The 17,832-nt window shown below is 64.3% G+C and carries 13 protein-coding genes; 8 read left to right on the top strand and 5 right to left on the bottom strand.

The window, feature by feature from the left end; genetic code table 11:
• Positions 1-7: 7 nt before the first annotated feature.
• The 3 genes from RI444_RS17490 to RI444_RS17480 are packed head-to-tail and all read right to left on the bottom strand — an operon-like array spanning position 8 to position 4,379.
• On the bottom strand, positions 8-1,120 hold the full coding sequence (locus tag RI444_RS17490; protein WP_207605590.1) for a M24 family metallopeptidase: 1,113 nt from the start codon (positions 1,118-1,120) through the stop codon (positions 8-10).
• Positions 1,117-3,171: a DUF6807 family protein gene (locus tag RI444_RS17485; RefSeq protein WP_207605591.1), complete on the bottom strand. Its 2,055-nt coding sequence runs from the start codon at positions 3,169-3,171 to the stop codon at positions 1,117-1,119. Before RI444_RS17485 ends, RI444_RS17490 begins: the two co-directional genes overlap by 4 nt.
• Positions 3,168-4,379 carry an acetylxylan esterase gene (locus RI444_RS17480; RefSeq protein WP_069695904.1) on the bottom strand — a complete coding sequence of 404 codons (1,212 nt, stop codon included), beginning with the start codon at positions 4,377-4,379 and terminating at the stop codon, positions 3,168-3,170. The genes RI444_RS17485 and RI444_RS17480 overlap by 4 nt, the downstream gene beginning before the upstream one ends.
• Before the next feature lie 384 nt (positions 4,380-4,763).
• Here RI444_RS17480 and RI444_RS17475 point away from each other — a divergent pair, with 384 nt between their 5' ends.
• The 3 genes from RI444_RS17475 to RI444_RS17465 all read left to right on the top strand — a co-directional run bounded on the left by RI444_RS17475 (position 4,764) and on the right by RI444_RS17465 (position 8,175).
• Positions 4,764-5,708 carry a carbohydrate ABC transporter permease gene (locus tag RI444_RS17475; protein WP_021474328.1) on the top strand — a complete coding sequence of 315 codons (945 nt, stop codon included), beginning with the start codon at positions 4,764-4,766 and terminating at the stop codon, positions 5,706-5,708.
• Positions 5,701-6,633, top strand: coding sequence for a carbohydrate ABC transporter permease (locus RI444_RS17470; RefSeq protein ID WP_207605592.1), 933 nt, complete (start codon positions 5,701-5,703; stop codon positions 6,631-6,633). Before RI444_RS17475 ends, RI444_RS17470 begins: the two co-directional genes overlap by 8 nt.
• Positions 6,634-6,798: 165 nt before the next feature.
• Positions 6,799-8,175, top strand: coding sequence for an ABC transporter substrate-binding protein (locus RI444_RS17465; RefSeq protein ID WP_207605593.1), 1,377 nt, complete (start codon positions 6,799-6,801; stop codon positions 8,173-8,175).
• Between the two features lie 149 nt (positions 8,176-8,324).
• On the opposite strand, the gene RI444_RS17460 is transcribed toward RI444_RS17465, so the two are convergent.
• Positions 8,325-10,343 carry a beta-galactosidase gene (locus tag RI444_RS17460; protein ID WP_207605594.1) on the bottom strand — a complete coding sequence of 673 codons (2,019 nt, stop codon included), beginning with the start codon at positions 10,341-10,343 and terminating at the stop codon, positions 8,325-8,327.
• Between the two features lie 205 nt (positions 10,344-10,548).
• Here RI444_RS17460 and RI444_RS17455 point away from each other — a divergent pair, with 205 nt between their 5' ends.
• The 5 genes from RI444_RS17455 to RI444_RS17435 are packed head-to-tail and all read left to right on the top strand — an operon-like array spanning position 10,549 to position 15,662.
• Entirely contained in the window at positions 10,549-11,835 is a 1,287-nt protein-coding gene (locus RI444_RS17455; RefSeq protein WP_021474332.1) for an ABC transporter substrate-binding protein, read from the top strand.
• A 32-nt stretch (positions 11,836-11,867) separates the two neighbouring features.
• Positions 11,868-12,821: a carbohydrate ABC transporter permease gene (locus tag RI444_RS17450; protein WP_021474333.1), complete on the top strand. Its 954-nt coding sequence runs from the start codon at positions 11,868-11,870 to the stop codon at positions 12,819-12,821.
• On the top strand, positions 12,818-13,738 hold the full coding sequence (locus RI444_RS17445; protein WP_069695902.1) for a carbohydrate ABC transporter permease: 921 nt from the start codon (positions 12,818-12,820) through the stop codon (positions 13,736-13,738). Before RI444_RS17450 ends, RI444_RS17445 begins: the two co-directional genes overlap by 4 nt.
• Before the next feature lie 10 nt (positions 13,739-13,748).
• On the top strand, positions 13,749-14,366 hold the full coding sequence (locus RI444_RS17440; RefSeq protein ID WP_062097808.1) for a hypothetical protein: 618 nt from the start codon (positions 13,749-13,751) through the stop codon (positions 14,364-14,366).
• Positions 14,367-14,381: 15 nt separating this feature from the next.
• On the top strand, positions 14,382-15,662 hold the full coding sequence (locus RI444_RS17435) for an MFS transporter (protein WP_079941201.1): 1,281 nt from the start codon (positions 14,382-14,384) through the stop codon (positions 15,660-15,662).
• On the opposite strand, the gene RI444_RS17430 is transcribed toward RI444_RS17435, so the two are convergent.
• Positions 15,659-17,683 carry a DUF6807 family protein gene (locus RI444_RS17430; protein WP_207605595.1) on the bottom strand — a complete coding sequence of 675 codons (2,025 nt, stop codon included), beginning with the start codon at positions 17,681-17,683 and terminating at the stop codon, positions 15,659-15,661. The two genes, RI444_RS17435 and RI444_RS17430, sit on opposite strands and share 4 nt — an antisense overlap.
• Positions 17,684-17,832: the final 149 nt, after the last annotated feature.

Raw genomic sequence — 17,832 nt, 5'->3', positions numbered from 1 at the left:
TGGGTGCCTACGGACGCAACGTCAACGGACGACGGCGGCCGTCCACTTCCGTTGTGGGCCACCGCTCGTCCACGGTGAGGATCTGCAACCCGCTGTCAGTGAGCAGCACCGTGTCCTCGATCTTCACCCCGGGGCCCGAGGGGTTCCACGTAAAGGGCTGGTTCAGCACGATGGTGTCCGTCACCGCGGAGGTGACCCGTGGATCCCGGCCGGCGTAGCCCGCGGGGCCGCCCTGGTGGTGCAGCGTCCACTGCTCGGGTCCGAAGCCGTGACGTTCGTAGGCCCGCTGGATCTCCGTGAAAACCTCATTCAGCCGTACCCCGGGGACAGTCGCGCGGAAGATATCTGCCTCAACTGCGGCGATTCGGGCCTCTGCGTCCAACTCCGCAGGGCTGCCGGCGTCGAAGGCCACCCACCGGGTCACATTGGCCACCAGGCCATCACGTCGAGCGCAGACCACGGCCATCGCCCGCCGCCCGATGGGGGAATGGGTGGCCAGAGGGTGCCGGAAATCGCTTCGCCCGGCACCGTTGCAGAGCAGGACCAACGGCTCGGCACCCGCGGCCACCACGCGGGCAGCGAGGCGGGAAACGAGTTCAAACTCCGTGGTGTCAGGGGTCGCTTCGCCCAGGACATCAGTCATCGCTGCGGCGGCATCGGCAGACAAGGCAGCGTAGCGGGCTGCCTCCGCAGGGAGGAGTTGCTGCCGGGCAGCCCGCAATTCCGCGGTGACGTCCCCTTCCAGCAGCGGGTTCCCGTCCGGGGCCAGGCCGGCGGCTGTGGCGTGCAGCGGTCCGTGCCAAGGAACGGTATGCAGGCTCACGTCCGCGGGCAGTTCCTCGGCAGCGATCCGTCCTGCTTCATTATTGAACGTGACCAAGTGGTCGCCCGTCCGGTCAACCAGCAGGGCGGCGATGGGGTCACCGGCCAGGCTGATGTGCACCCGGCTGCCATCCAGGTACCAGGTCAGGGCGGTGTTGCTTGTCAGCAGCAGGGCGTCCCGGCCGGAGGCGTCGAGGATGTCCAGGACGCGGCGGCGTTTGATGGCACGGTCGGCGGCGTTGCCGGGTGCCGTGCGGGACGCGGTAATGGTGCGGGTCGTCTGCGTTTGAGCGGTCATGCCGTTTCCCCCAACGTTGCGATGAGTTGGTCAATGTCTTGTGAAGCCAGGAAGCCGTCGGCGATCAGGACCGAGACGGTGCGGTGGATGGGCTTGCCGGGTTCCACGGCCACGGGGGATTCCCAGGCAAGGGAGAGCCCCACGCCCGGGTAGCCCGAGTGCCGGACGAACCAGGGGTCGGGAGCCTGCGGGGACGCCCGGAACACGAGCGTTGCCGGGTGGCCCAGAGATTCAGCGCCATGCACGCCTGCCGGACTTCCGGCGTCGAACGTTCCCGACCAGGCCAGCCACGGCGCAACGCTGCCATGGACGGCATCCTCACCCCGCGCGTCAGCAGTCCAGATGGTGGCGTCCGCAACCTTGGGCAGGCGCCAGAAGAATCCACCGTAGCCGCCTTGCGGCCTGCCGTTCGAACCCGGGCTGCCCAGCAGCACCGTCCCGTCCGTGGCCGTCTGAAGCGTGAAGTCCAGCGTCAGTTGCCAGATGGACTGCCCGACGGCGGACCAGCGCCACTCGCGCTGCTCGCCGATCAGACGCGTGCCGTCCGGGCCAACCCAGCTCAACTGTTCCAACCGCCTGCCGTCGCCGTGGTCAACCGATTCGGTGACGATCCGGCCATGATCCTTGCGCCAGACGTAGGCGCCGGCGTCACGGGTGTAAGTGCGGCCGCCCCAGAAATTGATGCCGTTCACGTCCTGCACGGCTACTCCCGCGCCGAGATGCCAGACGTGGTCCGCCGGGACGTGATCGGTCACCACCGTGCCCGCCAGGGTGCTGACGGGATGCAGGTAGGGCCGCGGCGATGACGTGGGCCGGATGCTGCTGCCGTCCTGGAAGACGGCCACCGTGGTTCCATCAATGCTTGCGGCAGGACGGGTTGCGGGGGACGCCCACGGGGCACCGAGCTCGGCAAAGGTTGCCTGCCCGAGTGCGGCGCGCCGGATCCACGACCCGATGTCGTGGACAACAGCGTGGGCATCATCGCCTTCACCCACCCAGGTGATGTGGGCCGGGTCGATGAGCCGCGGCGCCTCGGCGGTCCGGATGGCCTCCAGCACCGCCACGTAGGCCCCGGTTTTGGCGAGGGGACTGAGCAGGTCCTTCTCGGAGCGGGCTGTGATGAGGTTCTCCAGCAAGTCCGTCCGGGCGAAGTCCTGGATCCTTGTTCCCTCCGGAGACGTGATCTCCACGCGGTCCTCGGTGTAGGAGAACGTGAGTTGTCCCAGCGTTCCGTACACCGTGACGGCGGGGGCAGTCTGCACGGGCGCGCAGAGGGTCAGGGCGCACGTGAGCACGGTCCCGGCGGTGGCCACCCGGACCACCGTGGTGTCGTCGCTCTCGGTGTCGTTTGCCCTGTAGAGGTCGGTGTCCACGGACCGGACATCGGTCACCGTCTCCGCTCCGGCGAGGCGCAGCCCCGTCGCAACCGCATGGGCGAGTGCGTTGGTCGCAACGCCATCCACCACGTCCACTCCGTCCAGGCGGCGCTTTCCTGCCCAGCGGGAGCGCTTGAAATAGGCCTTGGTGCGCAGCCATTCCCCCGTGGCGCTGATGCCCCGTACCTCGCCGATCGCGCCAGTTTCCACGAGGTTCCGGATTGCAGGCACGGCGTGCGAACCCAGGCTCTGGAAACCCACTTGCACAAGCTTTCCCGCCGCACGCGCTGCGGCCAGGACTTCTTCGTAATGCGCCATGGACGCCACGGGAGGCTTCTCGAGGTAGACATTCGCGCCGGCCGCCAGGGCTTTGAGGGCCAAGGGGGCGTGGGTTTGGATGGGGGTGGAAATGATGACGACGTCGGGTGTCATGTCAGTGCCGTAAGCGGCCAGGAGGGCCTCGAGCGAGTCAAAGACGTCCACTCCTGCGGGGAGCCGGCCATCGGCCGGCGGCACGGGATCGGCCACCGCCACGAGTTCCAGTTTGCCTGCCGAGCTCAGGCGGGCGATGTTGTCGAGGTGCCGTTCGCCGAAGCCGTGCACGCCCACCAACGCGATGCGGGGGAGGCGGCCGGGAGACAGCGATGGTTCGGGCACGGTAGCGGGCAGGGTCATGGGGCCGTCCTAGCGGGATCAGTTGAAGGTGGGGTGGCATGGGGTCGTTTTTCGCGCAGCCCGGACGCGAGGAAAGCGGCAGCCTCGTCCTGCATGGCCGGGGTAAACACATGGGGCTCGTCCCAGAAGGTGCCGGTGTACCTGCCGGGCAGATGGTGGGAGAGGTACGAGTGCGCGTCTCGCATCCCCTGCTCGGGAAAGAGGCCGTCCCGAAGCGCATACTGCGCCAATACGGACTCGGCCCGGGACCGGAGCGCGATGTCCGGCCACTCGCCCAGCTCCGCCAACCCGGGGGAGTGCAGCAGCCAGGAGTGGGCGTCCAGGTAGGCGGGCAGGAGCGAGGCAAAGGTGGTCATCATGCATGTGACGACGTAGCTGCGCACCAGCGGGCTGAGGCCGGCGAGGATCAAGGCCCGGCCGCCTCCGCCGGAGAACCCGATGCACCCCAGCCGCTCCGGATCCACTCCGGGAAGGCCGGCCAGCACATGGAGCGCGGAAAGGTCGTCGTGGGCCACGGTCCCGGCCACAGTGGTACCCATGAGGGCAGCGGCTTTGGCTACCGTTTCCTCGTGCGCCGCGGCCGCCTCGTTATACCGTTCTGCCGGTGAAGGTACGACGCCGGCCTCCCGCCACAGTGCCTCCTGTCCGGCAACGGCGTGCGCCGTTCGGTAGGGGAGCGGGTCAAGGGTGAAACCGCGGCTGCCCCACATGAAGGCATCGTGGGCCAGGACCGCGAAGCCCTGCTGGGCGAGCCAGGTTGCCAGCGGACGTCCCCCGTACAATGTCGTCCGCAAGCCCGCTGGCACGGGGCCGGGCTGATGCGCGGAGGAGGTTCCGCCGTCGGGCATTGCCACCAGCCGTTCGGCACCGTGGGATTTGATGCCGCCGTGGCAGTGCAGGGCAAGGACCCCGGGCAGGGGGCCCGAAGGTCCGGCGGGGCGCACGAACCACGCGGCGGTCCGGGGTCCAAAACCGGTCTGCCAGCCAAGGAGTGAGGTGACCACGCCGTCGTGTTCCACTTCCCGGTGCACCGTGTAATCGAGGTTCCCGCTGACGGCGGGGACGCCCAACGTCAGGGCAAGCTGCCGGGCTGCCGGCGAACTTCCCTCGAAGCCTGTACCCGGACCGGTGTTGCGCGCGGCGTAGTCCGGCCAATCTTCGTACCCGGCGATTGCGCCGGGGCGTTCCGCCGTTTCAGTCACCGGCATGGTGACGGGCCCTGGGGAACTGGGTTGATAGGAAACAATGGGAGTCCTGCTTCGCTGGGCGGAGGGTGTGCGAAACCGCACGCCGAGCTTCTTCAGCGTGGGGAAAACTTTGCATTGGCGCTACTAAGAAAACGCTTTCTCAAAAATTAGCAAAAGGCTGTACATGGGTCAAGAAAACGTTTACTTTGGTACGGAGCCGCTGAACGTCGGGATCGAAATCCCGGAAAATCAGAGGGCAGCGCCGGTTTTCTCCGGCGGTCCCGGAAGGCAGCAAGTCCCAGCACGAATTCCGTGGCAGGCCACGATGACCAAAGGAGACCACATGGCCGAAAAGCATCACCCTGAGGCGCCGTCGGGCGTTCAGGGTCTCGCAGGGAGGACGCAATGAGCGCGATTGGTGAACTCTCATCGATGACCCGACGCAAGGGTCCCATGACAAAGGAAGAGAAGAAGGCGAACGGCCGCGACAACAAGGCCGCCTACATCTTCCTTCTGCCCTGGTTGCTTGGCCTGGCGGTCATCACTGTTGGCCCCATGTTGATGTCGCTCTACCTGTCCTTCACGGACTACAACCTCTTGCAGCCGCCGGCCTGGGTTGGCTTGGACAACTTCGCCCGCATGTTCGGCGATGCGCGGCTCCATAACTCCCTGCGGGTCACCTTCACTTACGTCCTGGTGGGTGTTCCCCTGCAGCTGGCCGTGGCGCTGCTGATTGCGCTGGTCCTGGACAAGGGGCTGCGTGGTCTCCCGTTCTACCGCTCCATCTTCTACTTGCCCTCGCTCCTGGGTGGCTCGGTGGCCGTTGCCATCCTGTGGAAGCAGATCTTCGGCACCACCGGCCTGGTCAACCAGGTCCTTGCCATGATCGGCATCGAAGGCCCGGGCTGGATCTCTGACCCCAACACCGCACTAGGTTCGATCATCCTGCTGCACGTGTGGACCTTCGGCAGCCCCATGATCATCTTCCTGGCCGGCCTTCGGCAGATTCCGAACATGTACTACGAGGCTGCCGAAGTTGACGGTGCCACCACCATGCAGAAGTTCTGGCGGATCACCATTCCCATGCTGAGCCCGATCATCTTCTTCAACCTCGTGCTCCAGATCATCGGATCCTTCCAGTCGTTCACGCAGGCGTTCATCGTCTCCGGTGGCAACGGCGGTCCGTCGGACTCCACCATGTTCTTCACGCTGTACCTGTACCAGAAGGGCTTTGGCCAGTTCGACATGGGCTACGCCTCAGCGATGGCCTGGTTCCTGCTGGTCATCATCGGTGCCTTCACGGCCATCAACTTCATCGCTTCAAAGTATTGGGTGTTCTACGATGACTAAAACTCAGACCCTGCCTCCCGCATCCGGTTCTTCCGCCGACAAGCCCGGCAAGACCCCGCGCCGCCGTGAATCACCCGGAGGCCTTGCCTTCAGCCGGAACGCACGCGTCAAAGGACTCATCAAGCACGCCATCCTGATCCTGGTGGGTGGCATCATGATCTACCCGCTGCTGTGGATGGTGGTCTCCTCCCTGCGGCCCAACGACCTCATCTTCCGCGAGCCCGGCCTCTGGCTGCAGAACCTGGAGATGAGCAACTATACGGACGGTTGGTCTGCGCTGACTCACCCGTTCGGCCACTACATGGTCAACTCGGCGATCGTGGTGCTGGGCTCGATCATCGGCAACCTGATTTCGTGCTCCATGGCCGCGTACGCGTTCGCAAGGCTTCAGTTCACGGGCAAGAAGCTCTTCTTCGGCATCATGTTGTTGACCATCATGCTGCCGTTCCACGTGGTGATCGTTCCGCAGTACATCCTGTTCTCCCAGATCGGGTGGGTGAACACGTTCTGGCCGCTCATCGTTCCCAAGCTGCTGGCAACGGACGCGTTCTTCGTCTTCCTGATGGTCCAGTTCATTCGCGGTATTCCGAAGGAGCTTGACGAGGCCGCCAGGATCGACGGTGCCGGTCATCCGAGGATCTTCCTCCGCGTCATTCTTCCCTTGATGGTCCCGGCCCTGGCCACCACCACCATCTTCACGTTCATCTGGACGTGGAACGACTTCTTCAGCGCGCTGATCTACCTGACGGATCCGGACATGTTCACGGTTCCTGTTGCCCTCCGCGCGTTCGTGGACTCGCAGTCCGCCACCAGCTGGGGATCGCTGTTCGCGATGTCCATCGTGTCCCTGCTTCCCGTTTTCCTGGTGTTCCTGTTCGGCCAGCGGTTCCTGATCAAGGGCATCGCCACCACGGGCATCAAATAGACCAATCAGGCGCCCCGCCTGCGGGGAGGGGTCGGTATGCGCCGGCTCCTCCCACGCAATCCAGCCAGCGAGAAATACTTGTCACACAAGCTTGTGACTTGTATCATAAATTTAATGAGAAAACGCTTTCTCACCACAGTGGATCAAAGAGGATCGGAGACTACAGTGCCGTTATTTCCAAAGGGTGGAGCAGTCGCCCGCGCAGCATCGCCGGAGACGCGCGCGCAGGAGCCCAAGGCCAGGAAGTCCGGGCGCAAACTTCGCGCCTCCGCCATTATCGCAGCCACGGCGGCAGCCGTCCTGGCCCTCAGCGCCTGTGGTGGAGGGTCGGAGGCCAAGAGTGCCGACGGCAAGGTGGAGCTTCGCTTCTCCTGGTGGGGAGGGGACAAGCGCGCACAGCTGACCCAGGAAGCCATCAAGGCCTTCGAAGCGGAGAACCCGAATATCACCATCAAGGCTGAATACGGCGACTGGTCCGGCTACTGGGACAAGCTCGCCACGCAGGTGGCGGCCAACGACGCCCCGGACATCATCCAGATGGACGAAAAGTACATCACCGAATACTCCAGCCGTGGCGCGTTGCTTGACCTCTCCAAGTACCAGATCGATACTTCCAAGCTCGATGAAGCGGCCCTGAATGCGGGCAAGGGTCCCAAGGGCCTCACCGGCATTGCCGCCGGCATCAACGCAGCAACCATCCTCGCGAACCCGGCCGTTTTCAAGGCCGCCGGCGTGGAGCTCCCGGATGACAAGACCTGGACCTGGGATGACTTCGAGCGCATCGCCGCCGAGGTTACCGAGAAGTCCCCCAAGGGCACCTACGGTGCAGCAGCCTACGGCACTGACGAAGCGTCGCTCGGCGTGTGGCTGCGCCAAAACGGCAAGTCCCTCTACACCGAAGACGGCAAGCTCGGCTTCGAGCCGTCCGACATCGCCGGCTACTGGGACAACCTGAAGAAGTTGAGCGAGAAGAAGGCTGTACCGTCGGCGTCGGAAATCATCGAAGCTGAAGCCGCGCCGCTTGACCAGAGCGGACTGGCAACCGGCAAGAACGGCATGGCCTTCTGGTGGTCCAACCAGCTGCCTGCCTTGGAGAAGGCTTCCGGCGGCGAGCTGGAGATCCTCCGCTTCCCGTCCAAGACCGGCAGGGCTGAGGATGTTGGGCTCTGGTACAAGGCTTCACAGTTCTGGTCTGCCTCATCGCGGACCAAGCACCCCGAAGAGGCCGCCAAGTTCATCGACTTCCTGACCAACAACGTCAAGGCCGGCGAGATCCTCCTGGCTGACCGCGGTGTGTACCCGAACTCGGATGTCCGCGAGGCGATCAAGACCAAGCTGGCTCCCGCGGACGCCAAGGTGGTGGACTTCATCAGCGAGATCCAGCCGGAGCTTGGTGAAGCTCCCGCCGCTCCGCCGAAGGGCGCCGGTGCCATCCAGGAGATCATCAAGCGCTACACCTCAGAGGTCCTGTTCAACAGGCTCTCCACCGAGGAAGCGGGCAAGAAGGCTTCGGATGAAATGAAGTCCGCGATCGGGGCCTAGCTCCACCGCATCCCTCAGCGCACTTCCCTCAGCGCCCCGGGTGAATCGTAAAGATTCGCCCGGGGCGCTTTCGCGTCCCCAGCCCCAACCAGGTCGCATTAGAGCGCGTTGAGAACGTTCAGAACGCGCCCTGCTGCGACCTGCTTGGGTCAGTCTTCGGCAATGACAGCCACGGCTCCGGCAGGCACAACGCCCGTGAAGCGCTGGCCGCCCAGCAACTCCACGCCGTCGGACTTCACCGCCACGTCCTCCCGGCTGTGGTTGATGGCGAACAGGAAGTTGCGGCCGTCCGCGGAGCGGCGGCGGACAAGCTCGACGGCGGCAGAAGCTTCCGCTGCCGAGGTCACCTTTGCCTCCTCCAGCAAGCGCGCGGTGAGTGCATCGACGCCGTCCGCATCCGGGAGGGTCGCGAGGTACCACGCCGAGCCGGCGCCCGTGGCCCGGCGTGTCACGGCAGGTACGCCCTCGAGCGGGTAGTGCGTGAACGTGGAAAGGACCTCGGTGGCTTCGAGCGCCTGTACCTGTTCGCTCCACACCGAGCCGGCAGTTCCATCGCTCAAGGTCACCGGCGTGCCGGGGAAGAGCGGGTGGAACTCCTCGGTCCGGATTCCCAGCAGTTCCCGGAACGCGCCCGGGTAGCCGCCCAACCGGATGTGATCGCGTTCGTCCACGATCCCGCTGAAGTAGCTGATGAGGACGGTTGCTCCGTCGCTTGCTGCGGCGGCGACGGACCCGGCGGCTTCGTCCGTAACCGAGTACAGCGTGCAAACGAGGATGAGGTCGTAACCGCCCAGGTCCGCGGAGGGGTGGACAAAGTCGACGGTCACGCCGCGGAGGTACAGGGCGCGGTGGAATGCCCGCATTGTGTCCAGGTATTTGACGCCTTGGCTGGGGTGCGAGTCGAGCTCGGAAGCCCACCAGGCCTCGTAATCGAAGACGATGGCAACGTGCGAATCAACGCGCGAACCCTTGACCGGCTCCAGTCTGCGCAGGGCGTCCCCGAGGTCCACCACGTTGCGCCAGACCTGGGTGTTGCGGCCGCCGTGCGGCACCATGGCCGAGTGGAATTTCTCCGAACCGGCCTTGCTTTGGCGCCATTGGAAGAACATGACGGCGTCCGCTCCGCGCGCGACGTGGGCCAGTGAGTTGCGCAGCATTTCGCCGGGCATCTTGGGTTGGTTGTAAGGCTGCCAGTTCACGGCCGACGTCGAATGTTCCATGAGGATCCATGGGTTGCCGCCGGCGACGCCGCGGGTCAGGTCGGCGCTGAAGGCGAGTTCGATTTCCCGTTCGGGATCGGCGGCCACCAGGTAGTGGTCGTTGGCGATGACATCCATGTCCTTGGCCCAGTCGAAGTAGTCCAGGGTTTTGGTTGCGCTGGCGACCATGAAGTTGGTGGTTGCCGGGACATCGGGGGTGACCTCGCGCAGTACTGCCAGCAGCTCGCGGTAGTAGTCCATGAAGGCCCGGGAGTTGAAGCGTGCGAAGTCCAGCTGCTGGCCCGGGTTGAGCGTGGTGGGGGCCAGGCCCGGCGGGATGATCTCGTCGAAGGATGCATAGTGCTGGGACCAGAAGGCTGTGCCCCACGCTTCGTTCAACGCATCAATGCTGCCGTAGCGGCGCTCAAGCCACAGGCGGAAAGCGGCTGCATCCTCCTCGCCGTAGAACTCGCCGACATGGCAGCCGAGTTCGTTGTCGACGTGCCACAGTGCCAGCACCGGGTGGTCCTTGTAGCGTTCGGCGATGACCCGCGTCATGGTTGTGGCGTACCGGCGGTACACCGACGACGACGGCGAGTAGTGCCGTCGCGAGCCCCGTTCCAGCCGGGTTCCTTCCGCAGTGACGGGAAGGATTTCGGGATGCTTGCGGGCAAGCCATGCCGGGGGAGAAGCGGTGGCGGTGGCCAGGGCCACCTTGATGCCCGCGCCGTGGAGATTGTCCAGGACATCATCAAGCCACGCGAAGTCGTAATTGCCTTCGCTTGGCTCAAGGAGGCCCCAGGAAAAGATGGCAACGCTCAGCAGGTTGACGCCGGCCTCTTTCATCAGATCGATGTCTTCGAGCCGGACGTGTTCGGGCCACTGTTCGGGGTTGTAGTCACCGCCGTACCCAAGCCCGGGGACGCTGCTCCAAACGGACGGACCGCGTGGTGTTTCAGGTGAAAGCAAGGGGACTCCTTCGTCGATTCTGCGGTGCTGGCAGGGATATGCGGGGCATGGTGCGGCCGGAAACCTGAAAACCACCCTTCTTGGAAAACGCTTGCCCAGATCTCCGATTGGGGCTATTGTATCGTTTCAGAAAGAGTGTAAGCGAGATCACTGCCACGTTGGACGGATCACATGGGGCTTGCACCGACTGAGCAAGGAGGCTCTCATGATCAACAGAAGGAATTTCCTCACCACGGTGGCCATGGGCGCGGCATCGGCTGCGTTCCTCGCCGCCTGCGGGCAGTCTTCGTCGGCGGGACAGACCGGTTCTGCCGAGAATCCGGTGACCATCACCTACACGTGGTGGGGCAACGACGACCGTGCGGAGCGCACCCGCAAGGCCATAGCGCTGTTCGAGTCCAAGAACCCGGACATCAAGGTCAACGGCAACTTCACCGACTTCAACGGGTACTGGCAAAAGCGTGCCACGGAAGCCGCAGGCGGCGGTTTGCCGGACGTCATGCAGTGGGATTTGTCCTACCTGCGCGACTACGGCCAGCGCAACCAGCTCCTGGACCTCAGCACGGTCAAGATCAACACCGACGCCTTTGACAAGTCCCTTCTTCCCTCCGGGCAGATCCGCGGCAAGACCTTCGGCATCCCCACCAGCACCAACGCCTTCGCCGTCTACTACGACCCCGCAAAGCTCAAGTCCCTGGGCATCGCGGAACCGGACGGCAGCTGGAACTACAAGGAATTCAACGCCTTCCTCACGGAGGTCGGCTCCAAGGGCAACGGCACGCTGTTCGGTGGTACCGACTACACAGGGGTGTGGTGGAACTTCAACATCTGGCTGCGTCAGAACAACATCCAGGCCTTCACCGATGAAGGCAAACTGGGCTTCTCCAAGGACGACCTGAAGAAGTGGTGGAACCTGGCCGCCGACCTCCGCGGCACCGGGGCCATTGTGGGCGAGGACAAGGTGACCCAGTTGCTGCCGAAGTCTCCCTTTGGCTCCAATGTCACGGCAACCGAGGTCACGTGGGACAACTTCATGGCCGGATACCTCGCTGACAGCGGCGCCAAGGAACTGAAACTGGTTCCTGTCCCGTCGGACGATCCGGACAACCTGGGGCTCTTCCTCAAGCCCTCCATGCTCATGGTTGCCAGCGCGAAGACCAAGTACAAGGACGCAGCCGCCCGCTTCATCGACTTCATGGTCAACGACCCCGAGGTGGGGCAGATCTTCAAGACCTCCCGCGGTGTTCCGGCGTCGAAGACCCAGCGCGACGGCACCACGTTCGAAGGCACGGACAAGCTGGTGGTGGATTACGAGAAGTCCATCGAGAAGTACCTCAAAGATGCTCCCGAGCCGCCGATCGTCGGTTTCGGCACCTTGGAGACTTCCTTCAAGCGCATCAGTTCTGAACTGAACTACGGCAAGCTGACCGTGGACAGTGCCGCAGACGCGTGGTTCAAGGAAGCCGAAGACCTCATCAAGCAGAACGCCTGATACAGGCTTTCCCCAACCAACGGACGTAACTCGTGACTCAAAGCCCAACCCTGAGCAGGCGCCCCCGGACGTCCGCCGCCCCGCAACCGCGCAAGTCGCGGCGGCGCGGCGCGGATGCCCGCGCCGGCTACACGTTCCTTTTGCCCTGGTTGCTCGGATTCATCGCCCTCACCGTAGGGCCCATGATTTCCTCGCTCTACCTCTCCTTTACCAACTACAACCTCTTCGAAGCTCCCAAGTGGATAGGTTTTGACAATTACGCCACCCTTTTCCAGGACGAGCGCTTCCTGCAATCGGTGGGAGTGACCCTGAGCTACGTGGTCTTCGGTACCCCGTTGAAGCTCGCAGCCGCTTTGGCGATCGCCATGCTGCTCAACAGCAAGCGCAAGGGCCAGGGCTTCTACCGTTCAGCGTTCTACGCTCCCTCCCTGATCGGCGCGTCGGTCTCGATCGCCATCGTCTGGAAAGCCATGTTCGGTGACTCGGGACCCGTGGATCAGGGGTTGTCCTTCTTCGGGATCAACCTGGGCGGCTGGGTGGGCAACCCTTCCATGACGATGCCCATGATGATCCTGCTCACCGTCTGGCAGTTCGGTGCTCCGATGGTTATCTTCCTGGCCGGCCTCAAGCAGATCCCGGCGGATCTCTATGAGGCAGCGTCCATGGACGGTGCCGGGCCGGTGCGGAAGTTCTTCAACATCACTTGGCCCATGCTGTCGCCGGTGATCTTCTTCAACCTGCTGATGGAAACCATCCACGCGTTCCAGATCTTCGCCTCGGCCTACATCATCTCCAACGGTGAAGGCGGGCCTGCCGGCTCCACCCTCTTCTACACGCTCTACCTTTACCTGCGCGGCTTCAGCGATTTCCGGATGGGCTACGCTTCGGCGATGGCCTGGCTCCTGGTGATCGTGGTCGGCGTGATCACGCTGATCTTCTTCAAGACGTCCAAGCAGTGGGTCCACTACAGCGGTGATTCAAAATGACAACAACGGCAACTCCCATGCAGTCGGCACCTGCGCCCGCACCGGCTCCCGCCTACAACCCAAAGTCGGAATCCGGAACGGCAAAGCGCGTCAAGAGCATCATCTTCCACGTTGTCGCCCTGGCGCTGGTAGCGATCGTGCTGTATCCGGCTTTGTGGATGATTGCCTCATCCTTCAAGCCCAATTCGGAGATCGGCGGCGGCAACACAGCCCTGTGGTCCGCCAACTTCAGCTTCGACAACTTCATCACCGCCATGGACGGGATCGGCGGGGTCAGCACGCTGACGTTCTTCACCAACTCGTTGGTCCTGGCCGTCGGGGCGGTGGTGGGGACCATCCTCTCCGCCAGTGTTTCCGCCTACGCGTTCGCCCGGATCAACTTCCCGGGGCGCGGCTTGTTCTTCGGCATGATGATTGCCACCCTTCTGCTGCCCTTCCACGTGGTGATCATTCCGCAGTACATCGTGTTCCAGCAGCTGGGACTGGTGGATACGTACGTGCCGTTGCTGATCGGCAAGTTCCTCGCAGCCGATGCCTTCTTCGTCTTCCTGATGGTGCAGTTCATGCGGAACCTGCCTGCTGAACTGGACGAAGCAGCGCGCATCGACGGTGCCGGGCATGTGCGGATCTTCGGCTCGATCATGCTCCCGCTGATGAAGCCGGCACTGATTTCCACGTCCATCTTCTCCTTCATCTGGAGCTGGAACGACTTCCTGGGTCCGCTGCTGTACCTCAACACCCCGGAAAAGTATCCGCTCCCGCTCGCCTTGCGGTTGTTCGTGGACCAGACACAGTCCTCCGACTACGGCGCAATGATTGCCATGTCGGTCCTCGCCCTGCTGCCGGTGCTGGTGTTCTTCCTGATCTTCCAGCGCTACATCGTCGAAGGCGTTTCAACCCAAGGCCTCAAGGGCTAGGAGAAGGCACATGAGCATCATGGACACCACTGGACAGTCTTCGGACAAGCCGGGCATCCCGGTCAACCGCTTTGCCCTCTTTTCCGAAGCCATCCTCGCCGGCGTCATAGTGCTCCTGTTGTCCCTGCCGTTGGTGACGTTGCCCGCGGCCTATGCTGCCGGCGTCGCGCACCTCGAGAGGCACCTCAGCGGCAGGGACGATTCCCTCAAAACCCTGTGGCGGAACTTCCGCCTGGCACTGCCCGGCAGTTGGAAGTTCGGGATCACGACGGCGGCAGCCGGCGTCGTGATTGTCCTGAACCTGCTGCTCGCACTGGTGGGGCAACTGCCGGGACGCTCGCTGATCCTGCCGGCGACAGTCGCGCTGGCCGCCGTGGGCGCCGTCCTGCTGCTGAGGATCGCCGCGGGTTGGAGCGGCCGGGAAGAGATTGCAGGCCGGGACCGCTGGGTAGCCGCGTACTCGAACGCCAAGGAAGAAATGCTGCGCGACTGGTCGGGCACGCTGTTGCTGCTTGCAGCGATGGGCATGGCCGTGGTGTTCGTGTGGATGCTTCAGGCGCTCTTTGTGATTGTCCCCGGAACGCTCGTCCTCGCCGCAGCCGCCATCAAGATCCGATCCCGCTCATAGGAGCTGACCCCAGCCTTGCCGCCGCGCCCGTTTTCCCAGCGCTTCACTTCCCGACGTCCTGCTCCAACCGATCCTGATCCGGAGACGTGGCACTACCCGCTCCGGCAGCACAACTACCGCATCTTCGTTGCACTGACGCTGGCCGGCAGCGGCGGCGTCTGGATGCAGCGGCTCGCGCAGGATTGGCTGGTCCTGCAACTGACCGGAAGCCCCGCAGCGGTGGGGCTGGCCGTGGCACTCCAATTCCTGCCCATGCTGGTGGTGGGTCCGCTCAGCGGCGTGCTGGTGGATCTCTTTCCCAAACGCCGGATCCTGTTGGCCTGCCAATCGGTGGCAACGGTGCTGGCAGCGGGACTGGCCGCTTGGAGCGCAACCGGCGGAACCGACGTCGGGGTTGTCTACGCCAGCTGCATCATCCTTGGCGTCACCACCGCCATCGACGGGCCTGCGCGGCAGGTCTTCGTCAACGAGGTAGTCGGGGACCGGGGCCTGCCCGCAGCGATCGGGCTCAACAGCGCCATAGGACAACTCGGCGCAATGCTGGGGCCCGCCCTTGCCGGCGTCGTGATCGCCCAGGCCGGACCGGCGGCGGCGTTTGCGGCCAATGCGGGTGTTGGGGTCGCGGTCCTGGTCATGATTGTGGCGATTCGTCCCGCAGAGTTGCACCATGGTGCCGACAACCACAACCCGCTCCCGCGCACCAACGGCAGGGGGCAGATCCTGGCCGGCTTCCATTTTGTGTGTGCCCGTCCGCCGCTCCTCCTCACCATGATCCTGGCCGGTCTGATGGGTGCGTTCGGAATGAACGGGCCCGTGGTGCTGGCCGCGTTCGCTGACCGGGTGTGGCACAGCGGGCCCGCGGGCTTCGGCCTCTTCAACACGGTCAGCGCCTTGGGAGCGTTGACGGGGGCGTTGCTGGCTACACGGATCAAACGCTTCGGCCGCAAGGGAATCGTGGCCAGCGCCGGACTGTTCGGCCTGTCCCAGTTGCTGGCAGCCTTGATGCCCACCCAGGAATCATTCGTTGTGATGCTGGTGGTGGTGGGCTTTATGACCCTGCTGTTCCTGACAAGTGCCGCTACTGCGGTGCAACTTGAGGCAGGATCACACGTCCGGGGCAGGGTGCTGGCACTGTACTTTCCCCTCCTGCTGGGTGGGCATGCCGTGGGCGGCTTGCTGGCCGGATGGCTGACGGAGGAGTTCGGCGTTCGCACCGGACTGGTGGTCACGGGCGGATTGGGGATGGCCTCCGCCGTGGTGGTTGCCGTGTTGCTGCGCAGGCGCTCGCGAGCCTAGGCGACCAAGCCTTCGATCTCCTCTGGCGTGAGCGTTCCATCGCTGATCCAGACTGTGATGGTGCGGCTCAGGCTCTGGCCTGCAGCGAGGTCCACCGGTGAATCCCAGGCCAAGGCTGAACCCACCGCCGGGTATTGGTTGAGGCGCACGAACCACGGATCCGTGGACTCGGCGGGCGCGCCGAACACCAGAGTCGCCGGGCCGCCGTCGAAATCCCCGGTCCACGCCAGCCACGGCGCCACCGTACCGTGCACGTCAGGTTCGCCCTCGGCTGTGGAGGAGAAGACGCGGGCCGAACCGTTGGCGGGCAACCGCCAGAAGAAGCCGCCGTAGCCACTGCCGGTTGCGCCATGCGAGCCCGGGCTGCCCAAGGAGCAATCAACGACGCCGGTCAGCTCGGTCCGGATGTCCAGTCGCCACGTGCGGTGGTCAATGGAAGTACGTTCGAAGCTTCGCACTTCCCGGAGGAGAGCGGAACCGTCGGCGCCGATCCATTGCAGGTCCAGCGTGGTCTTGCCCGGTCCTCGATCGATGCTTTGGATGGCGATCCGGCCGTGGTCCTCGAGGTCCACGTACCTGCCGGCGCTGCGACGGTAGCTGCGGCCGCCCCAAAAATTGGTGCCATTGACGTCCTGGAGGGCGAACCCGGCGCCGAGATGCCACGCGTGGTCCACGGGCATGTGGTCGGTAACAACTGTTCCCGCAAGCGTGGAGACCGGGTGCAGGTAGGGCCGCGGTGAGAGCTCGTTCCAGAGCGTTGAACCGCGTTGCAGGGAGGCCTCCGTGGAATCCGTGAACAGCGGCTCTGTGCCGGTCGAATCCCGGCAGGCCCAGGAGACCCCGAGCTCGGAGAACGTGGCGTGGGCTTTTGTGGCCCGTTCCAGAATCTCTTCGATCCCGGGAAGTACCGCGTGGGCCTGTTGGCCCGTTCCCACCCAGTTCACTTCATCGGACGGGATGGCGGTTGGTGGTTCAGCTGTTCGGACGGCTTCCAGGACCTTCATGAAGGCGCCGCTGTGATCCAGCGGGCTCAGGAGCGGGGTGCCTTCGGAAAGATGGCTCAGGAGGTTCTCCGTCAGGTCGTCCCGTCCGAACTCCCGTGTTGCTTCGCCGGCCTCGGTGCGGACGGTCACGCGGTCCTCGGTGTAGTGGAACACCGCCGTTCCTTCAGTGCCGTGCAGGGTGACGTACGGTTCCACCGATTCTGAAGCGCAGAGCGTCAGGGCACAGGTGATCGGCAGCCCCTGGACGGTGCGCATGCGGATCACGGAGGTGTCGTCGGCTTCTATGTCGTTGGCCCGGTAAAGATCGGTATCCACCGATTGGAGGTCGGCTGCGGTGCGGGCCCCTGCGATCCGCAGTGCCGTGGCAATGGCGTGGGCCAACGGGTTGGTTGCCACGCCATCCACCACGTCCACGCCATCCAGGCTACGTTTTCCGGCCCATCGTGACCGGGCGTAGTAGGCCCGGTCGCGCACCCAGCGGCCTGTAGCCGATATCCCTTTGAGTCTGCCGATTGAGGGGAAGTCTGCGGTTGCTTCACCCTTGGCGAGCTGCTCCAGCGCCTTGAGGGCGTGGGAGCCAAGGCTCTGGAAGCCGATCTGGACACTCTTGCCGGCTTTCCCGGCAGCCTCCTGCAGGTGGAGGAAGTCCTTCATGGAAGCAACGGGAGGTTTCTCAAGGTAGAGGTGGGCCGAGGAAGCCAGCACGGACAAAGCAAGTGGTGCATGGGTCTGGATGGGGGTGGCAACAATGACGATGTCCGGCCTGTGGTCCGCGGCCAGAAGTGTGTCCAGGTCCGGATAGACAGCCGTTGTGCCGGGCAGGGTGCCTGCGGCGGGCGGGTTGGGGTCGGCCACGGCAACGAGGTCCACCAGCTTTTCGCCGCTGAGCCGCTCCAGGTTGTGCAGGTGGTGTTCGCCGAATCCGTGGACGCCAACCAGTGCAACCCGGGCAGTTCCGGAGGAGGCGGCGGGCACCTTCACAGACGAGGTTGGCGAATCGGTTGACGGCGTGCCCATGGGTCTCCTCTGGCGGTTCACAACAGCGGGCTGGACGAGGGGCGGATGACGCCATCGCCACGTCCGGAGTTGGTTCGGGCCTTCAGGTTATCGCCTCGGTGCCGGTCGCGGCAAGCGCTTTCCCGCAGGCAGCCCTTGGAGCTGCGCTG

Source organism: Paenarthrobacter sp. AT5, assembly GCF_032764245.1.
Taxonomy (GTDB): domain Bacteria; phylum Actinomycetota; class Actinomycetes; order Actinomycetales; family Micrococcaceae; genus Arthrobacter; species Arthrobacter ureafaciens.
The sequence above is the reverse complement of the archived record's forward strand: the minus strand, read 5'-3'. Positions and strand labels throughout refer to the sequence as shown.